Annotated in this window: 15 protein-coding genes; 6 read left to right on the top strand and 9 right to left on the bottom strand. The window is 53.2% G+C overall.

The window, feature by feature from the left end; translation table 11 throughout:
* Positions 1 to 9 precede the first annotated feature (9 nt).
* The gene (gldA, locus tag HV302_RS24265; protein WP_016155275.1) at positions 10 to 1,113 is read left to right on the top strand and encodes a bifunctional L-1,2-propanediol dehydrogenase/glycerol dehydrogenase; all 1,104 of its coding nucleotides are present in this window, start codon (positions 10 to 12) and stop codon (positions 1,111 to 1,113) included.
* An 85-nt stretch (positions 1,114 to 1,198) separates the two neighbouring features.
* Here the strand turns inward: gldA and katG are convergent, their stop codons facing one another.
* The 3 genes from katG to HV302_RS24280 form a co-directional block, all read right to left on the bottom strand.
* Complete coding sequence (katG, locus tag HV302_RS24270) at positions 1,199 to 3,379, bottom strand: catalase/peroxidase HPI (RefSeq protein ID WP_016155274.1); 2,181 nt, start codon at positions 3,377 to 3,379, stop codon at positions 1,199 to 1,201.
* 168 nt (positions 3,380 to 3,547) lie between these two features.
* Positions 3,548 to 4,435 carry a methylenetetrahydrofolate reductase gene (metF, locus tag HV302_RS24275; protein WP_103284374.1) on the bottom strand — a complete coding sequence of 296 codons (888 nt, stop codon included), beginning with the start codon at positions 4,433 to 4,435 and terminating at the stop codon, positions 3,548 to 3,550.
* 157 nt (positions 4,436 to 4,592) lie between these two features.
* The gene (locus tag HV302_RS24280; RefSeq protein WP_080859912.1) at positions 4,593 to 5,501 is read right to left on the bottom strand and encodes a LysR family transcriptional regulator; all 909 of its coding nucleotides are present in this window, start codon (positions 5,499 to 5,501) and stop codon (positions 4,593 to 4,595) included.
* An 88-nt stretch (positions 5,502 to 5,589) separates the two neighbouring features.
* Here HV302_RS24280 and HV302_RS24285 point away from each other — a divergent pair, with 88 nt between their 5' ends.
* Positions 5,590 to 5,967, top strand: coding sequence for a carboxymuconolactone decarboxylase family protein (locus tag HV302_RS24285; protein WP_181627493.1), 378 nt, complete (start codon positions 5,590 to 5,592; stop codon positions 5,965 to 5,967).
* Between the two features lie 37 nt (positions 5,968 to 6,004).
* On the opposite strand, the gene HV302_RS24290 is transcribed toward HV302_RS24285, so the two are convergent.
* Entirely contained in the window at positions 6,005 to 7,561 is a 1,557-nt protein-coding gene (locus HV302_RS24290) for a bifunctional metallophosphatase/5'-nucleotidase (RefSeq protein ID WP_019077905.1), read from the bottom strand.
* A 133-nt stretch (positions 7,562 to 7,694) separates the two neighbouring features.
* On the opposite strand from HV302_RS24290, the gene HV302_RS24295 reads away from it, so the two are divergent.
* Positions 7,695 to 8,870 carry a cytoplasmic protein gene (locus HV302_RS24295; RefSeq protein WP_181626671.1) on the top strand — a complete coding sequence of 392 codons (1,176 nt, stop codon included), beginning with the start codon at positions 7,695 to 7,697 and terminating at the stop codon, positions 8,868 to 8,870.
* Here HV302_RS24295 and metL read toward each other — a convergent pair.
* Positions 8,845 to 11,277 carry a bifunctional aspartate kinase/homoserine dehydrogenase II gene (metL, locus tag HV302_RS24300; RefSeq protein WP_181626672.1) on the bottom strand — a complete coding sequence of 811 codons (2,433 nt, stop codon included), beginning with the start codon at positions 11,275 to 11,277 and terminating at the stop codon, positions 8,845 to 8,847. The genes HV302_RS24295 and metL overlap by 26 nt on opposite strands.
* 2 nt (positions 11,278 to 11,279) lie before the next feature.
* Positions 11,280 to 12,440 (bottom strand): cystathionine gamma-synthase, encoded by a 1,161-nt coding sequence (gene metB / locus HV302_RS24305; protein ID WP_003028818.1) that lies wholly within the window; start codon positions 12,438 to 12,440, stop codon positions 11,280 to 11,282.
* 265 nt (positions 12,441 to 12,705) lie between these two features.
* Between metB and metJ the strand changes: the two genes are divergently transcribed.
* Positions 12,706 to 13,023, top strand: coding sequence for a met regulon transcriptional regulator MetJ (metJ, locus tag HV302_RS24310; protein WP_003825168.1), 318 nt, complete (start codon positions 12,706 to 12,708; stop codon positions 13,021 to 13,023).
* A gap of 53 nt (positions 13,024 to 13,076) precedes the next feature.
* Here metJ and HV302_RS24315 read toward each other — a convergent pair whose 3' ends face one another.
* The 3 genes from HV302_RS24315 to rpmE form a co-directional block, all read right to left on the bottom strand.
* Positions 13,077 to 14,501, bottom strand: a complete 1,425-nt coding sequence (locus HV302_RS24315) for an MFS transporter (protein WP_181626673.1) — start codon at positions 14,499 to 14,501, stop codon at positions 13,077 to 13,079.
* Between the two features lie 87 nt (positions 14,502 to 14,588).
* A complete protein-coding gene (locus tag HV302_RS24320; RefSeq protein ID WP_047497584.1) occupies positions 14,589 to 15,269 on the bottom strand; it encodes an oligogalacturonate-specific porin KdgM family protein in 681 nt (226 codons plus the stop codon).
* Positions 15,270 to 15,608: 339 nt separating this feature from the next.
* Entirely contained in the window at positions 15,609 to 15,821 is a 213-nt protein-coding gene (gene rpmE / locus HV302_RS24325) for a 50S ribosomal protein L31 (protein ID WP_008787040.1), read from the bottom strand.
* Positions 15,822 to 16,078: 257 nt separating this feature from the next.
* On the opposite strand from rpmE, the gene priA reads away from it, so the two are divergent.
* Both priA and cytR read left to right on the top strand, forming a co-directional pair.
* Positions 16,079 to 18,277 carry a primosomal protein N' gene (gene priA / locus HV302_RS24330; RefSeq protein WP_016155264.1) on the top strand — a complete coding sequence of 733 codons (2,199 nt, stop codon included), beginning with the start codon at positions 16,079 to 16,081 and terminating at the stop codon, positions 18,275 to 18,277.
* 156 nt (positions 18,278 to 18,433) lie between these two features.
* Positions 18,434 to 19,459 (top strand): DNA-binding transcriptional regulator CytR, encoded by a 1,026-nt coding sequence (gene cytR, locus HV302_RS24335; RefSeq protein WP_016157916.1) that lies wholly within the window; start codon positions 18,434 to 18,436, stop codon positions 19,457 to 19,459.
* The last annotated feature ends 65 nt before the right edge of the window (positions 19,460 to 19,524 follow it).

The raw sequence follows: 19,524 nt of genomic DNA on the forward strand, positions 1-19,524 counted from the left end.
AAATAAAGTATGGATCGCATTATTCAATCACCTGGTAAGTACATCCAGGGTGCCGATGTTATTACCCGTCTTGGCAACTACCTCAAACCACTGGCAGAGCGCTGGCTGGTCGTTGGGGACAAGTTTGTCTTAGGCTTTGCCCAGGGCGCACTGGAAAAAAGCTTCCAGGATGCCGGACTGGCGCTGGAGATTGCACCGTTTGGCGGCGAGTGTTCACAAAACGAAATCGACCGTCTGCGTGGCGTGGCAGAAAAAGCGCAATGTGGCGCAGTACTTGGTATTGGCGGCGGTAAAACGCTGGATACTGCCAAAGCGCTGGCGCACTTTATGGGCGTGCCTGTCGCCATTGCGCCAACCATCGCCTCTACCGATGCACCGTGCAGCGCGCTGTCCGTTATTTACACCGATGCCGGTGAATTCGATCGCTATTTGCTGCTGCCCAATAACCCGGACAGGGTCATTGTTGATACCAAAATTGTCGCGGGCGCACCGGCGCGTCTGTTAGCCGCGGGCATCGGCGATGCGTTGGCGACCTGGTTCGAAGCGCGCGCCTGTTCACGCAGCGGCGCAACCACCATGGCGGGCGGTCAGTGCACTCAGGCGGCGCTGGCGCTGGCTGAGCTGTGCTTTAATACGCTGATAGAAGAAGGTGAAAAAGCGATGCTGGCTGCCGAGCAGCACGTGGTAACGCCTGCGCTGGAGCGCGTTATTGAAGCCAACACCTATCTGAGCGGCGTCGGTTTTGAAAGCGGCGGTCTGGCGGCGGCGCACGCCATCCATAACGGTCTGACGGCAATCCCGGATGCGCATCACTATTACCACGGCGAGAAAGTGGCTTTCGGCACGCTGACGCAACTGGTACTGGAAAACGCGCCGGTCGATGAAATTGAAACCGTTGCGGCGCTGTGTCATTCCGTTGGCCTGCCGATTACCCTGGCGCAACTGGACATCAAACAGGATATTCCGGCGAAAATGCGCATTGTGGCTGAAGCTGCCTGTGCCGAAGGCGAAACCATCCACAACATGCCTGGCGGCGCAACGCCGGACCAGGTGTATGCTGCCCTGCTGGTGGCTGACCAGTACGGTCAACGTTACCTGCAAGAGTGGGAATAACCGACCAATAAAAATCCCCGCAATTGCGGGGATTTTTTTGTTCATACTATGCCGGAACCGCGCAAGCGGCATCCGGCATGGTCTGTTACAGCAGATCGAAACGATCCAGGTTCATCACTTTCACCCATGCGGCAACGAAATCTCTCACGAACTTCTCGTGAGCATCGCTGCAGGCATAAACTTCAGCCACTGCGCGCAGTACAGAGTTAGAACCAAACACCAGATCGGCGCGAGTTGCGGTGTATTTTACTTCGCCGCTCGAACGGTCACGACCTTCAAACAGCTCTTGTGACTCATCAACCGCCTTCCACTCATGACGCATATCCAGCAGATTGACGAAGAAGTCAGTGCTGAGTACGCCAGGGCGATCGGTAAAGACGCCGTGCTGGCTACCATCAAAGTTGGTGCCCAGTACGCGCATACCGCCCACCAGCACGGTCATTTCCGGTGCGGTTAGCGTCAACTGCTGCGCTTTGTCGATCAGCAGCGACTCGGTGGTCGACACGTCAGGACGAGCGCGGTAGTTACGGAAACCATCGGCAATCGGCTCAAGCAGTTCAAACATCTCAATATCCGTTTGATCCTGACGCGCATCCACACGACCCGGCGCAAAAGGTACCTTGATGCTGACACCCGCAGCGCTAGCCGCCTGCTCGATACCGACAACACCGGCCAGCACGATAATATCGGCCAACGAGGCAGTATGGGCAGACTTATAAATACCTTCCAGCACAGGCAGAACGCGTGCCGCAGTGGCATTCACATCCCAGCCGCGTTGTGGGTCCAGCGCCAGACGCGCACCGTTAGCGCCGCCACGTTTATCCCCGCCACGGAAAGTCGATGCCGAAGCCCACGCTACCGATACCAGTTCGCCCACGGACAGTCCGGAAGCAGCGATGGTCGCCTTCAGCTTCAGGATATCTTCTTCGCTTGGGTTGAAGAACGCATGCGGCAGCGGGTCTTGCCAAATCAGATCTTCTTTTGGCACTTCCGGGCCAATGTAACGCGATTTTGGCCCCATATCGCGGTGCGTCAGTTTAAACCACGCACGGGCAAACGCTTCGTTGAACGCTTGCGGATCGTTCAGGAAACGGCGAGAGATCTTTTCGAACTCAGGATCGAAACGCAGCGTCAGGTCGGTAACCAGCATCGTCGGCTTGCGTTTTTTCGACGGATCAAACGGATCGGGAATAATTTCTGGCGCGTCAACCGCTTCAAACTGAATCGCGCCTGCCGGACTGCGAGTCTGCACCCACTCATATTTGAACAGGTTCTCGAAGAAATAATTGCTCCATTGGGTAGGCGTCTGCGTCCACACCACTTCCAGACCGGAAGTAATTGCATCCGCGCCCGCGCCACTACCGTAGCTGCTGGCCCAGCCCAGGCCCTGCGCTTCAATCGGTGCGGATTCTGGATCGGCGCCAACGTGCGATGCCGCTGCTGCGCCGTGGGTTTTGCCCAACGTATGACCGCCGCCAATCAGCGCCACGGTTTCTTCGTCGTTCATCCCCATGTTACCGAAGGTCGCGCGAATAGCCGCTGCCGCAGAAAGCGGTTCGCCGCTATGGTCTGGCCCTTCCGGGTTCACATAAATAAGGCCCATTTCGGTGGCGCCCAGCGGCGCTTTTGCCAGCTCTTCCGGGTGACGGTGAGTCAGCCAGGCTTTTTCATCACCCCAGTTTACGTCGAGATCCGGTTCCCAGACATCTTCACGACCGGCACCAAAGCCAAAGGTACGGAAACCTGAGTTTTCCAGCGCCACGTTACCCGCGAGGATAAACAGGTCGGCCCAGGAAATTTTCTGACCATATTTCTGCTTGATTGGCCACAGCAGACGACGTGCTTTATCAAGGCTGACGTTGTCCGGCCAGGAGTTCAGTGGTGCAAAACGCTGCTGTCCGCGACCCGCTCCACCGCGTCCATCGATAGAGCGATAGGTTCCCGCGCCGTGCCATGCCATGCGGATAAACAATCCGGCATAGGTTCCCCAGTCAGCGGGCCACCACGGTTGAGATTCGGACAGAAGGGCTCTGAGATCCCCTTTCAGGGCAGAATAGTCGAGTTTACTAAACTCTTTGCGGTAGTCGAAGTCCTCACCCAGCGGGTTCGAACGGTTGGAATGTTGGTTTAAAAGATCAACGCGGAGTTGATTTGGCCACCAGTCGCGGTTATTCGTTCCTGCTCCCGCGCTCTGATCGTGACCGCCTTGATGAAAAGGACACTTACCGGCAGTTGATGCGTTTTGGCTATCGTCGGACATGCTCATCTATATGCTCCCTTTACAGTGTTCTGACTACGATATACACCACCAGAGATAAGATATAGTCGAAATAACCCACAGATTCGATAGCTAATTCCTTTTATATTTTAAGTTACAGAGATGTAGATCAAAATGATCAACAAAAAGCCCTCCGTAGAGGGCTGGGGCATCTGTTTAGTTAGGTCTTACACCCAGTGTGTGACAAATAGCGTAGCTCATCTCGGCACGGTTGAGGGTATAGAAGTGAAAATCCTTCACCCCTTCGCGACTGAGAATTTTCACCATATCCATGGCGATATTCGCGCCCACCAGCTTGCGGGTTTCCGCGTCATCATCAAGACCATCAAACATGGTCGACATCCACGCAGGAATGCGGACGTTGGTCATGTCAGCAAATTTTTTCGCCTGCTTAAAGTTAGATACCGGCAGGATGCCCGGAATAATTTCCACATCGATTCCCGCAGACACACAGCGATCGCGAAAGCGCAGATAGCTTTCTACATCGAAGAAAAACTGGGTGATCGCGCGGTTTGCACCGGCATCAACCTTACGCTTCAGGTTCAGCAAATCGGCCTGAGCGCTTTTGGCTTCCGGGTGCACTTCCGGGTAAGCCGCAACGGAGATATCGAAGTCTGCAACGTCTTTCAGCAGAGTCACCAGGTCGGAAGCATACATATCCGGTTTACCGCTTCCCGGCGGCAGATCGCCGCGCAGGGCAACAATATGACGAATACCGTTTTGCCAGTAGTCCCGAGCAATGGTACGCAGCTCATCGCGGGTCGCATCAATGCATGTCAGGTGCGGGACCGCTTCAAGACCTGTGCGATCCTTAATGCCTTTAATAATGCTGTGCGTACGGTCGCGCTCACCAGAGTTTGCACCGTAAGTAACTGAAACAAACTTCGGCTTCAGGCTGCTCAGGCGATCGATGGAGTTCCACAGGGTTTGCTCCATTTCACTGGTGCGCGGCGGGAAAAACTCAAACGAAACGTTAATCTGACCCTGCACTTCTGCCAGGCTCTGATTCAGGGCTTCCCGCTGGTTGGCGTGAAAAAAGCTCATACCTTACCTCATCAATCTTTTGTCGTTATATGTTGTGTTGTGAACTGCTATACGTTTAGACGTCTAGATGTAAAAATGACGGAAAAGCATGCTGGCGTCAACACAAAAATCATCGTTAAAGGTGAGGAATACTCAGCCAACGTGAAAAAAATTCACATCAGCTTGAAATGGTGAGGGATTGCGTCACGACCGTCTGTAGCCACTCTACTTTTATTACGTTCTCAGGCAGCGTCGCTAACCCCATGCTAAGCCGCAATTCTGTATCAGTAAGCGGAAGGAAGATCACACCCTGACGCTGGATAGCGGAAAAGGAGGCCGGAACCAGGCTCAGACCGTCACCCTGCGCGATCCGTGCCAGCAGCACGTCATGTTCCATTGGCTCCTCAATAAGTGCAGGAGAGTAACCAGCACGACGAAAAATGTGTCGAGTGTAATCAAAAAAAGCAGGGTTACGTTCACGTTTGAACCAGAACAGCGGTCGGTGGTTCAGCGACGTTAACGAGAGCGAAGGCAGAGCCGCCTCTGGCCAGAGCGCGGGTAAGGCGGCGATCATCGATTCTTGCCAGCCGAGCGGCGTGACGCTAAGACCCGAATTCTCAAGCGGTAGCGCCACCAGCGCTGCATCCAGTTTTCCCCGACGCACCTGACGCGCCAGTTCAGGCGAACCATGACGGACAATATGTAGCTTCTGTACACGCGTAGCAAGCTGCGACTCAAGCGCCGCAAAAACACCCTGCTCAAACGCTGTACTTAGCCCTAAGCGCAGAGATTGCTCTCCCGTTTTCGCTATCTGACTCAACGCCGCCCAGGTTTTATCCTGTAGCGCCAATAGCGGGCGCACGATTTCAAGTACGCGCTGGCCGTCCTCCGTCAGCGTAAGTCCACGGGTATGACGGACAAAAAGCGTCACCCCCAGGCGCTCTTCAAGCTGGCGAATGTGGCGACTCAGCGGCGGCTGCGACATAAATAAACGCAGCGCCGCTCGACTCATGTTGTTCTCTTCCGCCACCACGGAAAAATAGCGTAGGAGGCGGATATCCAGAGAGTGCAAAGGCGATGTTGTCATACCGAAAAGGTATCACGGAAACGGTATTACCCCAATCATTCTGCGCGCTCTATCCTCATGCCGTACACGAACTCACGAGGTGATTATCATCGATTCAGAACGCTATTTAACCGGTCAGAGAATGCTGCAACAGGTTGATGGAAAAGGCGGAGATGCGGTAGTCGAAAGTCTGCAGGATATTGCGCCAGACTTCGCCCAATACCTGATTGAATTTCCTTTTGGCGACATCTATTCAAGGCCGGGGCTGGATTTACGCAGTAGAGAAATTGCCACCGTCGCCGCGCTCACCGCCATGGGTAACGCCGCACCGCAGCTTAAGGTACACATCGCCGCCGCGCTGCACGTTGGCTTAACGCAGGAAGAGATTATTGAAGTGATGATGCAGATGGCTGTTTATGCGGGATTCCCGGCAGCACTCAACGGCCTGTTCGCTGCAAAAGAGGTGTTTGCCTCCCCCAGAGGTTAAAACAAAGGCCAGCGGAATATCTGCTGGCCTGACCTCACTACGGTTTCACATCTTCCACACGCATGCCTTTGAGTTGCTCATCCGTCAGCGTATTTCCCGCTTTGAAATAATCCACGACCGCATTAGAGACATAGTAACCGCCGGATGTGTTACGCGCTTTACCTTCAGTAAATGTCGTGAAACCATCACCGCCGTCAGCCAGGAAGCTATTGGTGGCAATGTGATAAACCGTGGCATCCTCAATGGGTTTGCCGTTTAACGTCAATACGCTAACCCGCAGACCAACCGGTTTACTGCTGTCATACTTCATCTCCAGTCCTTTGGACACCTGCAATACACCGTTGCTTAAACCCGCGCCGTGCTCCATCAGGCTACGTAACTGCTTCCCGGTGAGATCCATGGTTGCCAGCTCATTCGGGAACGGGAAGGTGCTAATGACTGCGCCCATGGTGATGACTCCAGCAGGGATTTCATTCCGGATGCCGCCCGAGTTAGTGAGCGCTAACTGGGTATCTTTACCCGCCGCAACCAGCAACGCATCTGCCGCCAGATTTCCCAGCGAAGAAGATTCACCGTAAGCACGCGTCAGCTCAACCGGCGCGTTGGCAACCGTCTGCTGCACCACTTTATCGAGCTTTTTATTCCAGCCATCAATGACCTGTTTCGTCTGCGGGTCTGGCTGCCACTCATCAGCAAAAATGGTTTTCAGCTCGAAGTTCTTCACGGTAAATTGATGCGGTTTTTGCTGGTAATCCAGCACCAGTTTACCCACATCAATGCCGCCGCTGTCGGTAGACAGAATCAGGGTGTTACCTACTTTAATCGGCTCCGGCGTGCCCACATGCGCATGACCGGTGATCAGGATGTCCAACCCCTGCACCTGGCCTGCAGTCTGGATGTCTTTATCCAGCGCACGGCGTACATCGGTGCCCCCCAGACTGGACTGACGCGCTGGCGTGCCTTCATGGATCAGCGCCACGGTGAGATCGACTTTGCCTTTCAGCTCATCGATATAGCGTTGCAACCACTTCACTTCATCCCGCGCCTCGATCCCGACACGTGTCGCAGCGGAAACCGTATCATCAAAAGCAAACACGCCGTGCAGGCCAATCACGCCTATCTTTACGCCATCTTTTTCAATAATGGTGTAAGGCTTATCCCAGAACATTTTGCTGCTGTTTTGGTAAAAGATGTTGCCCTGCACGATCGGAAACTTTGCCTGGCTCAGTTGCAGCAGCGTATTGTCCCAACCGTGATCGAATTCATGATTACCCATGGTGACAGCGTCAAAATTCATGGTGTTCATGATATCGATAATCGCCTTCCCCTTGGTCAGGCTGCTGATATATGGCCCGGTGAAATAGTCGCCAGCATCCAAAAACCAGGTGGCGCTATTTTTCGCTTTCTCCTGCTTCACCATCGCCGAGATATTGGCCCAACCGCCAATATCTCGTGTGCCATTGGCAATCCATGGCACTTTATAAGGTTCGACATGGGCATGGAGATCGTTGGTATAAATAATCGTGACATCTTTGGCACTCGCCCAGAGCGGTAAAGATACCAGAACACCGACAGCAAGCATTTTTAGCTTCATAACCAATCCCTTTCAGTCATATAAAGATTCGCTACGTTACGTTCTGAAAGGTTTTTTTATGTGAGAAAACTCACATCCATCGGTGATAGTTGCAGGCCAAAATCAACGACCATTAAAAATCGTTGGTAACAGGATGACGTCACTGTTCACTATCAATTGCTGCAAATCCTTTGGCTGCAAAAATCTGGGGCTGGCGAGTTCAGCTGATTACAGCTGGCCAGAATATCGGCTGGGTTATGCCGCACTGCATTGTCGGGCATGCGGCAGCCTTCCACCGCTGTTTGATGAGGAACAGTTCCGTTGCTGGTTGTCGGCTTATTTAGCGGATTTTGCCGCTAATCGTGGTCAGTTTTGCCCATGTTGCTACCAGCGAGAAATCATTCGCTATGGGCATAATCCCCAGGGTAGCCAGCGCGTCCAGTGCCGAAACTGCAAAAAAGTGTGGACACCAAAGCAGGCGCCTCCCACCAGCATCGTTTTGCCAGAACAAATAGCGACGATTCCCTTGCTCGTCCCTTTTCAGGGCGTTAGTGCAGGCCAGCAACTCTATGTATTACTCTCTTTTGACGCTATTCGCGGCAATGTTCTGCATATTTCCAGCAACTTTACGCCGCACACTGCCGGCATATCATTGCTTTACCGCTGGCGTGGCAGTGCTGAGCCAACAGTCATTCACGACGATATCATTGAGCGAGTGAGTCAGCGGGAAACCCAGTTTTTACGCCGCAGCCAGTTTGATGAAATCCAGTACGGCAGCGCCATACTTAAACGGAACGCCAGCGGCGCGATTTTACGCCCGGTCATTACTGCCCATGGGCATTTCCGCCTGCTGAGCCATCTATGGCCAGAGGTAAAAACCCATATTATTGCCCACGAATGCTTCCTGCGCGGCGCAGCGATTACCGCATGGGCGGAACAGTTTCGCCATCATCGCGCCTCGCTGTGGTTTATTGATGAAGAAATGAATAGCGATAAGCGCACGCTGCCCTGGCAATTGCTGGGTAAAACGTATCAGGGATGGTGGCGAAATCAGTGGCAAATCTGGCAACGAGGCGATATGCGTAAAATGGTGTGTTTGTTAACGCAGGGGCGGGTTGAAGAAAGCGCGTCAATAACCCTGGCGGCAAGCCATCGTTTTCTCGCCTGGTTGCGGCAACAGACGGAATTTGAGCAAAGTATCCGTTACTCTGCCCATTCGGTGTTTCAGGCGATAAGGTCGCTGGCAGATAAATACAACGCCCTCATTGAGGGCGATGTTTACACATGTTATCCGGCAACAAAAACTACAGCAGTTGCGCCAAACGGTTGATGTCTGACTGAATCGCCCCGGCGGTCACATCGCGGCCCGCCCCCGGTCCGCGAATGACCAGCGGGTTATCACGATACCAACGGCTTTCAATGGCGAAGACGTTATCGCACGGCAGTAGTGCCGCCAGCGGGTGCTCAGGGCGTACCGCTTCAACGCCAACGCGTGCCTTACCGTTAGCGTCAAAACGCGCCACATAGCGTAGCACCAGTCCCATTTCACGTGCCGCTTCCAGGCGTTGCACCATCTGCTCGTTCAGCTCATCGCCATTTTCAAAGAAATGGTCAATAGAACCTGCTTCACAGTGCGCAGGCACCAGCGATTCTACGCGTACCTGGTCCGGTTCGATGTCGTAACCCGCTTCACGCGCCAGAATCACCAGCTTGCGCATCACATCTTTGCCGGAAAGATCCACGCGCGGATCAGGTTCAGTCAGACCCTGCTGCCACGCCTGATCCACCAGATCGGTGAACGGGACCGTGCCATCAAATTGCAGGAACAACCACGACAACGTGCCGGAGAAGATCCCGCTGATCGACAGAATAGTATCTCCGCTATCAATCAGATCGCGCACGGTATGGTTGATCGGCAAGCCTGCGCCTACGGTGGCGTTATACAGCCAGTGGCGACCGGTTTTTTCAAAGGCGTCATGAATCTGGCGGTAATTATTACTGCTACTCGCCCCCGCCAGCTTGTTGGCGCTGATAACGTGGAAGCCATGACTGGCGAAATCCAGATACTGCTCCGCCAACTGCTCGCTGGCAGTGACGTCCAGCACCACTAAATCATCATACGGGTGGGCGCGCATCCACAGGAACAATGACTCTTCATCCTGTTCTACCGCCTCGTCATCGAAGAAGGCCAACGCGCGGCTGGCATCCAGCCCTTCGTAATTCAGCAGGCTACGGCGGCTATCAACCACTCCTGCCAGCACGAACTCTAATCCGGTACGCGCCGAGAGCGTGCTCTGTTCGCGGGCAAACAGCTCCAGCCAACGCGACCCAATGTTGCCTTTACCGAACAGCACCAGACCAATGCGTTTTTCCGCGCGGAAGATTGACTGGTGCAGACCCTGAATTAGGCTCTCCGTTGGCCCGGTACGCAATACGGCGACCAGGCTAATGCCCTCTTCCGACTGCCAGGTGAATTCGACCGGCTGACCTTTCAACTGTTGCCAAAAGCGATGGCAGTGCAGCGGGTTACGGGTGACGCCCGCCCCAACCATCGCCACCAGCGCCAGCCCCTGGCGCAGACGCAGCTCGCCCGGCAGGCCAGCTTCATCCAGAATTTTCAGTGCGCCATCAGCGACTTCGGAGGTATAGCAAAATTGCAGCAACTGGCGGTCAGGATGCACACCCACTGCCAGCGGACGCACCTGGGTGCGTTTTAAAATCTGATCAATCTCTTTATAGGCCAGTTTAAAGTCCTGGCCAGTGGGAACCTGAAACTCAATCAGACAAACGTCGTCATGGCTGGTCACAATACGTGCCCCGGTACCGGAAGCCAGCACGCGTTCAATACGCGTCGATCCCTGCTCCGGCGTATAGCTACAACGCAACTGGAGATCGATATCGCTGCCGGAAACCGGCTGAAGGGTGCGGGCATGGAGAACCGGAGCCGCCAGACGCGCCAGCTCGCTGGCTTCATCCAGACGCAGCAGCGGCAGCAGACAGGCATCTTTTACTTTACGCGGATCCGCGCTGTAAACACCGGCGACATCGCTCCAGATGGTTACGCGGGAAACCCCCGCCAACGCGCCAACCTGCGTCGCCGAGTAGTCGGAGCCGTTACGCCCCAGCAGTACCGTCTCACCGGCGTTGCTACGGCTAATGAAACCGGTAACGACCAGGCGTTTGCCCGGATGCTGCGCCAGCAGTTGCTGCAGCAATGGGTAAGAAAGACCTTCATCCACCTGCGGCTGAGCGCCGCGCTCGGCACGTAAAAAATCGCGCGCATCCAGCCAGGCTGACTCCAGCCCCTGTTGGTTAAGGACGGCAGACATCAAACGCGCCGACCACACCTCGCCATGCCCGACGACTTCAGCATAGACGGCATCATTCACGCCGCTGTCGAGTAATCCGGCCAGGCGCTCCAGATCGTGAATAAACGCGCCGATCAGCCCATCCGCCACCTCAGGAGGTAACAAACCGCTGATAAGCTCACTCTGATAGCGACGTAACGCCTGTTGAACCTGATGCGCAGACAGACGATCGGTCTGGCTTAATTTTAGCCAGCTAATCAACTGGTTAGTGGTACTGCCTGCGGCTGAAACAACCATCATGTCATCAGGCTGCGAGTACTCCGCCATAATGCCTGCGACACGCAGATAACATTTCACATCAGCCAGACTACTACCACCAAATTTGTGCAGTTGACGACCCTTCGTCCCTGCCTGCGCAATCACATTCATGTTTACCCCTTGTTTGCAGCCCGGAAGCCATTTTCCAGGTCGGCAATTAAATCTTCGCCATCTTCAATACCGGTGGAGATACGCAACAGCGTTTCCGAAATTCCGGCAGCAGCACGCGCTTCTGGCGCCATTCCCGCGTGTGTCATGGTTGCGGCATGGGAGATCAGACTTTCAACGCCCCCTAACGATTCCGCCAGCGTAAACAATGACAACCCGCCGAGGAAGCGACGCAGCGTTTGCTCATCGCCATCCAGCTCAAAACTCAACATCGCGCCAAACCCTTTTTGCTGACGCGCGGCAATCTCATGGCCCTGATTATCCGGCAATGACGGGTGATACAATTTTTTCACCAGCGGCTGAGTTTGCAGATAATCCACAATCGCCTGAGCATTACGTTGCGCCACCTCCATACGAGGTGACAGAGTACGCAGGCCGCGCAACAGCAGATAACTATCAAACGCGCCGCCGGTCACACCAATATTATTCGCCCACCATGCCAGTTCAGTGACCGTTTCCGGATCTTTTGCTATCACCACACCAGCCACTACGTCGGAGTGACCGTTTAAATATTTCGTGCATGAATGCAACACCAGATCGGCGCCTAATGCCAGTGGATTTTGCAGTGCCGGGCTTAAAAAAGTGTTGTCCACCACGCTGACCGCACCAGCCTCGCGCGCCAGTTGGCAGATTTTCGCGATATCCACCACGCGCAACAGCGGGTTGCTTGGGCTTTCTACCAGCACCAGCTTCGGTTTTTCCGCCAGTGCCGCCTGCAACGCCTGCTCATCTCCTTGATCGACAAACAGTACGCGATAACAGCCACGCTTTGCCAGGCTGTCAAACAGACGATAACTCCCGCCGTAGCAGTCGTGCGGTGCGACCAGCAGATCGCCAGGCTTGAGGAATACCGTGGTCACCAGATGAATCGCCGACATGCCGGTATTGGTCAGTACTGCCCCCGCCCCACCTTCCAGTTCCGCCAGCGCACGCTGAACGACATCACGCGTTGGGTTACCGCGGCGCGAATAGTCATGGGCGCGAGGCTCATTAAAACCGGTAAAGTTATAGGTGCTGGAGAGGTGGATCGGCGGGACAACGCAACCGTACTGTTCGTCGTCATTTAACCCGCTACGCACTGCGATGGTGGCCTGTTTACGCGTCATATTGAGGAGATCCTGGCTGAGTCGGTGAAAAGTCAGACACCAGAGTAATCATAGTTACGATAGCCGTCAATACATCTGGACATCTAAACTTCTTTGCGTATAGATTGAGCAAACCGGAAATAGCCGTTAAAATTATATGCATTAGCGTACATCTGCGTCGGCTTACTTCGTGTCAGGGCCACGCCACTACGATAAACTACGCGCAATTATGGTCCGGGCTCAGGTTCTGGCCTCAATATTAATGACAAAGAGGATTAGGTATCTCATGGCTGAATGGAGCGGCGAATATATCAGCCCATACGCTGAGCACGGTAAGAAGAGTGAGCAAGTCAAAAAAATTACGGTTTCCATTCCTCTGAAGGTGTTAAAAATCCTTACCGATGAACGCACGCGTCGTCAGGTTAACAACCTGCGTCACGCCACCAACAGCGAACTGCTGTGTGAAGCGTTTCTGCATGCTTTTACCGGGCAACCATTACCCAACGATGACGACCTGCGTAAAGAGCGCAGCGATGAAATCCCGGAAGAAGCAAAGGTAATCATGCGTGAACTGGGTATCAACCCGGAAACGTGGGAATACTGATTTTTCAAGACAGATGAGAAAAGGCGGGATTACTCCCGCCGCTTCTCACTACGTTACTTACTGATACCATTAATCTTATTCAATGTTTCTTCCATTTTGAGCGTCTCTTTACGGTTCAATGGATAGAAATAAATCAGAATGACCGCTGCCAAAAAAAGGCATAAAGCCGGTAACAGATTCGCCATCGTATAGATGTTTTCCTGCACAATGCTGGTTTGCACAGCGCCACCCGTTGACGAAGATTGATAACCAATGATGGCCAGCATAAAGCCGCCAATAGCCCCTGCGCACGCCTGGCCAACCTTGCGGGCGAAGAAGTTCACGCCATAGACGGTCCCATCCTCACGATCGCCGGTGACATACTGGTGATAATCACACACATCGGTCATAAACGCCCAAATCATCAGGTTGAATAACCCGGCCCCCAGCGTCGCCAGGAACAGGAAAACCAAATAAACCTTCGCGTCGGTAATGTGGGTGAAGTACATAATCACATACATGGCTACCGCAAAGAGCAGCGCGCCTACGCTGGCTTCTTTCTTACCAAAGCGCTTCGTGAGCCAGGATGCCGAGGGTGCCAGCAAAACCAGAGAGCCAAAGGTGAAGAGCAATGCAACGGACATGGCCTCTTTGTTATGGAAATAGTCATTAAACAGGTAAGTCATGTTGGTACCAGACAACCCCTGATTAATCACAATCAGCAGATCCACAACCACTAAAACAATCAGCGCTTTATTGCGTATCAACCCCTTCAGCAGCACAGAAACCGGCATGCTCTCTTTTCTTTCCACCCGCACACGTTCTGTCGTTAACTGACAGGTCAACGTTAAAAAGATAAACCCCAGCACAGAACAACCAATGGCAATCCAGAAGAAATGCTGCCCAGAGATCACCTGGCTTCCGTCCACCAGAGTGGTGTACATCAGGATCGGAATAAAAAAGCCGGTTGTCCCGCCACCGATGGCGGACCCAACGCTGCGCCAGGTTGACAGCGATACGCGATCTTCCGGATACGAGCTAATCGCCGCAGACATGGCGCCATACGGAATACTCACTGTCGATAACAGCGAACCGTAAATAAAATAGGAACAGCAGATGTAGATAATTTTCGCCGTATAAGAAAAATCATGCACAAACGGCAGGAACAGAACGACCGCAATGATGCAAAACGGGTACTTCATGCGGCGCACCCAGGGGTTAAATCGCCCATGAGCCGTCAGTTTAGAGGTATCACATAAGCGCCCTACGCCAACGTCGACAAACGCATCAAAGAGTTTGGTCACAAAATAGAGTGAACCAACAATAACACCGGAAATACCGAGTACGTTGGTGTAATAAATCATTAAAAAACTATTTACCAGCCCAAGAATAAAACAGGTTCCGAGGTCACCACATAAATAACCGAATTTATCTCTTAATCCGAAAGGCCTGACGGCAATATTTTGATTGCTTCCAATCATTGTTCCATCATTAGACATGATGTTAACTCCTTAGACACATTATTCACGCAAACTATGCGTATACCGATGCTCAGCGTAATAAATCGATACGAAGTGTATTAACGGTCAGAAGTTATAACCGAGACCAACGCGATAGCGGGTCTGACGATCGTCTGTGGTTGTGGTGTTATACCCCGAGGAAACGTTACCCACCTCAACAAATGGAACCCATGAGCCTATTTTATACGCCACACGGAAGTTATATTCGTAATCGTCTTTTCGGTTGTTATATAAATCTTCGCTATCGGCAATTTTATAAATACCGTTCAGCTCAAACATCCAGTCATTGATGTTATAACCGAGCCATGCTTCCGGACGATAGACCATGCGGTCATCCTTGCCGTCAGTGTTTCTGCGCATGTACTCCTGACGATAGCGGAACGCGGTCCACCAATGGTCATTGATGTTATACTGCACGCGAATATAAGGCTTATAAATCGCGATGTTATCGCCCGTTTCGAGCGCAATACCCGTCTGCCAGACAAGGTCATTCCAGGTGAACTGGTAGCTTGCCGTATACTCGTTGCCATTACTTTCCATATTATTCCACGCATCATTAGATTGCGTATTTTCGGAACGTGAAATGGCCTCGACTGCCACACCAAAACCCGTAGCAAAACGATGCGACATATAAACACGGTCGTAATTACGACCATCATCATAATATTCATGTCGATAATCAACATAACCCGCTTGCGCGGCCGCAGAGAATAATGAAATCAGTAATAACGCGGATTTAAATTTCATGACCATCCCTCTTCACACTAAATCTAGGAAATTGCCCATCTCGCTCCGTCCATAAATGAAGAAACGATGAAGGAATAAGAATAATTTTATATTTCCACGAAAGTGTATTTTAGAAAGAAGGAAGAAACCTTTGGTATTTTGCCAAAGATTGGCATAAGTGGCAAAAACAAGAAGATAAAAAGGACGCAGATCACCAGTTGAAACATTTTATCGTAAAAATAAAAACACTGTTTTATTTATTAAATAAAAGACATCATTCAATACATCAATACGAATTTCAGTCTGCAGGCGCAGATACAAAAAAAGCGCCATAAGGCGCTTTTTTCTGACAGCTGAAACTTACTTGCTGCCTGGGATGCTGAAACGCTTGTTGAAGCGATCAACACGGCCACCGGTAGCAACATCACGCTGCTTGCCAGTATAGAACGGGTGGCACTGACCGCACACGTCCAGGTTCAGATCGTGACCGACGGTAGAGCGGATTTTCATGACGTTACCGCAAGAGCAGTTTGCAGTAATTTCTTCGTATTTCGGGTGAATATCTTTTTTCATGGGAAAACCTCGGTTTAAGGCCGCGTCGCTCTTCCAGCCCTAACGCCAGACACCACGCGATGTTAATTATTCCCCGTCACCTTTCACGCTGCATCAACAGCCTGAAACTCTCGGGTAATGGTCATTGTTTGACGCAATCAATTTGCATCAAAGGCGGCGAATCATACAGAAATTAACCTGCTCATGCAAACTGATCCGCATTCTACCCTTCACTAATGTGTATACTAACCCGCCAGATTTCAAGTCAGGATGATTCAATGCCCGTTGCGCACGTTGCCTTACCCGTTCCGCTACCTCGCACCTTTGACTACCTGCTGCCGGAAGGCATGAGCGCCAAAGCCGGGTGTCGTGTACGCGTGCCCTTTGGCAAGCAACAGGAGCGCGTGGGCATCGTTCTATCCGTCAGCGAGCACAGCGAACTGCCGCTGAGCGAATTGAAAGCCGTTCTCGAAGTGCTGGACAGCGAGCCGGTTTATTCGACCTCCGTCTGGCGTCTGCTGCTGTGGGCGGCTGACTATTATCACCATCCTATCGGCGACGTACTGTTTCATGCCCTGCCGATTCTGCTGCGCCAGGGACGCCCGGCGACAAACGCGCCCATATGGTACTGGTTTGCCACTGAAGAAGGTCAGGTTATTGATCTCAACAGCCTCAAGCGCTCTCCCAAGCAACAGCAGGCGCTGGCTGCGCTACGCCAGGGAAAAATCTGGCGCGACCAGGTGGCTGAGCTCGAATTTAATGACGCCGCATTACAGGCGCTGCGGAAAAAAGGGCTGTGCGATCTGGCGAGCGAAACACCAGGCTTTAGCGACTGGCGTACCCACTACGCGGTTTCAGGTGAGCGTCTTCGACTGAACACCGAGCAAGCCACCGCCGTCGGAGCAATTCACAGCGCCGCGGACAGTTTTAGCGCCTGGCTATTAGCGGGCGTGACGGGCTCAGGCAAAACAGAGGTCTATCTAAGCGTACTGGAAAATGTCCTGGCCCAGGGCAAACAGGCGCTGGTGATGGTGCCGGAGATTGGCCTGACGCCGCAAACTATTGCCCGTTTTCGCGAACGCTTCAATGCGCCGGTCGAAGTCCTGCACTCCGGTTTGAACGACAGCGAACGTCTTTCGGCCTGGTTGAAAGCAAAAAATGGCGAAGCGGCGATTGTTATCGGCACGCGCTCGTCGCTGTTTACACCATTTAAAAATCTCGGCGTGATTGTCATCGACGAAGAGCACGACAGCTCTTATAAACAGCAGGAAGGCTGGCGCTATCATGCACGCGATCTCGCGGTTTATCGCGCCCACAGCGAGCAGATCCCGATTATTCTCGGCTCAGCCACTCCGGCTCTGGAAACGCTGTGCAACGTGCGACAGAAAAAATATCGCATGCTGCGCCTGACGCGCCGTGCCGGAAATGCGCGCCCCGCCACTCAGCACGTGCTGGATCTCAAAGGTCAGCAGGTGCAGGCCGGACTTGCCCCTGCGCTTATCACCCGTATGCGTCAGCACCTGCAGGCGGATAACCAGGTGATTCTGTTTTTGAACCGCCGGGGCTTTGCTCCTGCGCTGCTGTGCCATGACTGCGGCTGGATTGCCGAATGTCCGCGCTGCGATCACTACTACACGCTGCATCAGGCACAGCACCATTTACGCTGCCACCACTGCGACAGCCAGCGCCCAATACCACGTCAGTGCCCTTCCTGCGGCTCAACGCATATGGTTCCGGTTGGACTCGGCACCGAACAGCTTGAGCAGGCTCTGGCCCCTTTTTTCCCCGGTGTGCCAATCTCACGCATCGATCGCGACACCACCAGCCGTAAAGGGTCGCTGGAGCAGCATCTGGCGGAAGTACATCGCGGCGGCGCACGAATTCTGATCGGCACGCAAATGCTGGCCAAAGGCCACCACTTCCCGGACGTCACCCTGGTGGCGCTTCTGGACGTTGACGGCGCGCTGTTCTCTGCAGATTTCCGGTCGGCAGAACGCTTCGCCCAGCTTTACACGCAGGTCTCCGGGCGAGCAGGACGCGCCGGGAAACAGGGCGAAGTGGTGCTACAAACGCACCATCCTGAACATCCGCTGCTGCAAACTTTGCTGTACAAAGGTTATGACGCGTTTGCCGAGCAGGCGCTGGCCGAGCGACAAACGCTCCAGCTTCCACCGTGGACCAGCCATGTGATTGTGCGGGCAGAAGATCATAACAACCAGCATGCGCCTATGTTCTTACAACAGTTGCGAAATCTGATCCAGGCCAGTCCGCTTGCCGATGACAAACTGTGGGTGCTCGGCCCGGTTCCCGCCCTGGCCCCCAAGCGCGGCGGTCGCTATCGCTGGCAAATTTTGTTGCAACATCCGTCGCGAATTCGCCTGCAGCATATCGTCAGCGGTACGCTGGCGCTGATCAATACGCTACCCGATGCACGTAAAGTAAAATGGGTGCTGGATGTCGATCCCATCGAGGGATAATCCTTCACGATGCGAGGCGGATCGTAAAATTAAAGATCCATCACACTTTTTATGAAAATTCTGTAACCGCTTCCATTAACTATCTGATAAAAATGTTTCAGATGAAGGCTATTCAAGGACGAGTCTGTGCCAGCAGCTCTCTGGCGAGGAGAAAGAGTGAAACCGAATAAGCAGGTTGCCGCCGCTACGATGAAAGATGTTGCTCTGAAGGCGAAAGTCTCAACGGCAACCGTATCCCGCGCATTAATGAACCCGGACAAAGTCTCGCAGTCAACCCGTAACAAGGTTGAACAGGCAGCGCTGGAAGTGGGATATTTACCCCAATCAATGGGACGCAACGTTAAGCGTAATGAATCACGTACCATTCTGGTGATTGTCCCGGATATCTGCGATCCGTTTTTTAGCGAAGTGATTCGCGGCATAGAAGTGACCGCCGCTGAGCAGGGATATCTGGTGCTTATCGGCGACTGCGCCCACCAGAATCAGCAGGAAAAGACCTTCCTCAATCTCATTATCACCAAACAGATCGATGGCATGGTGCTGCTCAGTTCGCGACTGCCGTTTGATGCCAGCGTGGAAGAGCAGCGCAACTTGCCGCCGATGGTCATGTCCAACGAGTTCGCGCCAGAGCTGGAACTCCCCACCGTGCACATTGATAATCTCACCGCCGCCTTCAACGCGATGAACTATCTGCTGGAACTGGGGCATAAACGCATTGGCTGTATCGCCGGACCAGAGGATATGCCGCTGTGCCATTACCGTCTGCAAGGTTACGTTCAGGCATTGCGCCGCAGTGGAATTACGGTCGATCCGCATTTCATCGCGCGTGGTGACTTTACCTATGAAGCGGGAGCCAATGCGCTTAAGCAACTCCTTGAGCTTCCACAGCCACCTACTGCGGTCTTTTGCCACAGCGATGTCATGGCGCTGGGGGCACTCTCTTACGCCAAACGTCAGGGTCTGAAGGTACCTGACGATTTATCCATCATTGGCTTTGATAATATTTCGCTCACGGAATTTTGTGATCCACCCCTGACAACCGTCGCACAGCCGCGTTTCGATATCGGACGTGAAGCTATGCTGTTACTGCTCGATCAATTACAAGGTCAGAACGTCAGCAGTGGCTCACGTTTACTGGACTGCGAGCTTATTATTCGGGGCACTACCCGGGCACTGACGTAAAGTAAAGTGCTTTCGGACTCCCCTGTCTGGTCAAAGGCCCGCCGCTTAAGTAACATGGCGGGCTG

This window comes from Citrobacter sp. RHBSTW-00859 (assembly GCF_013729795.1).
Lineage (GTDB): Bacteria > Pseudomonadota > Gammaproteobacteria > Enterobacterales > Enterobacteriaceae > Citrobacter > Citrobacter braakii.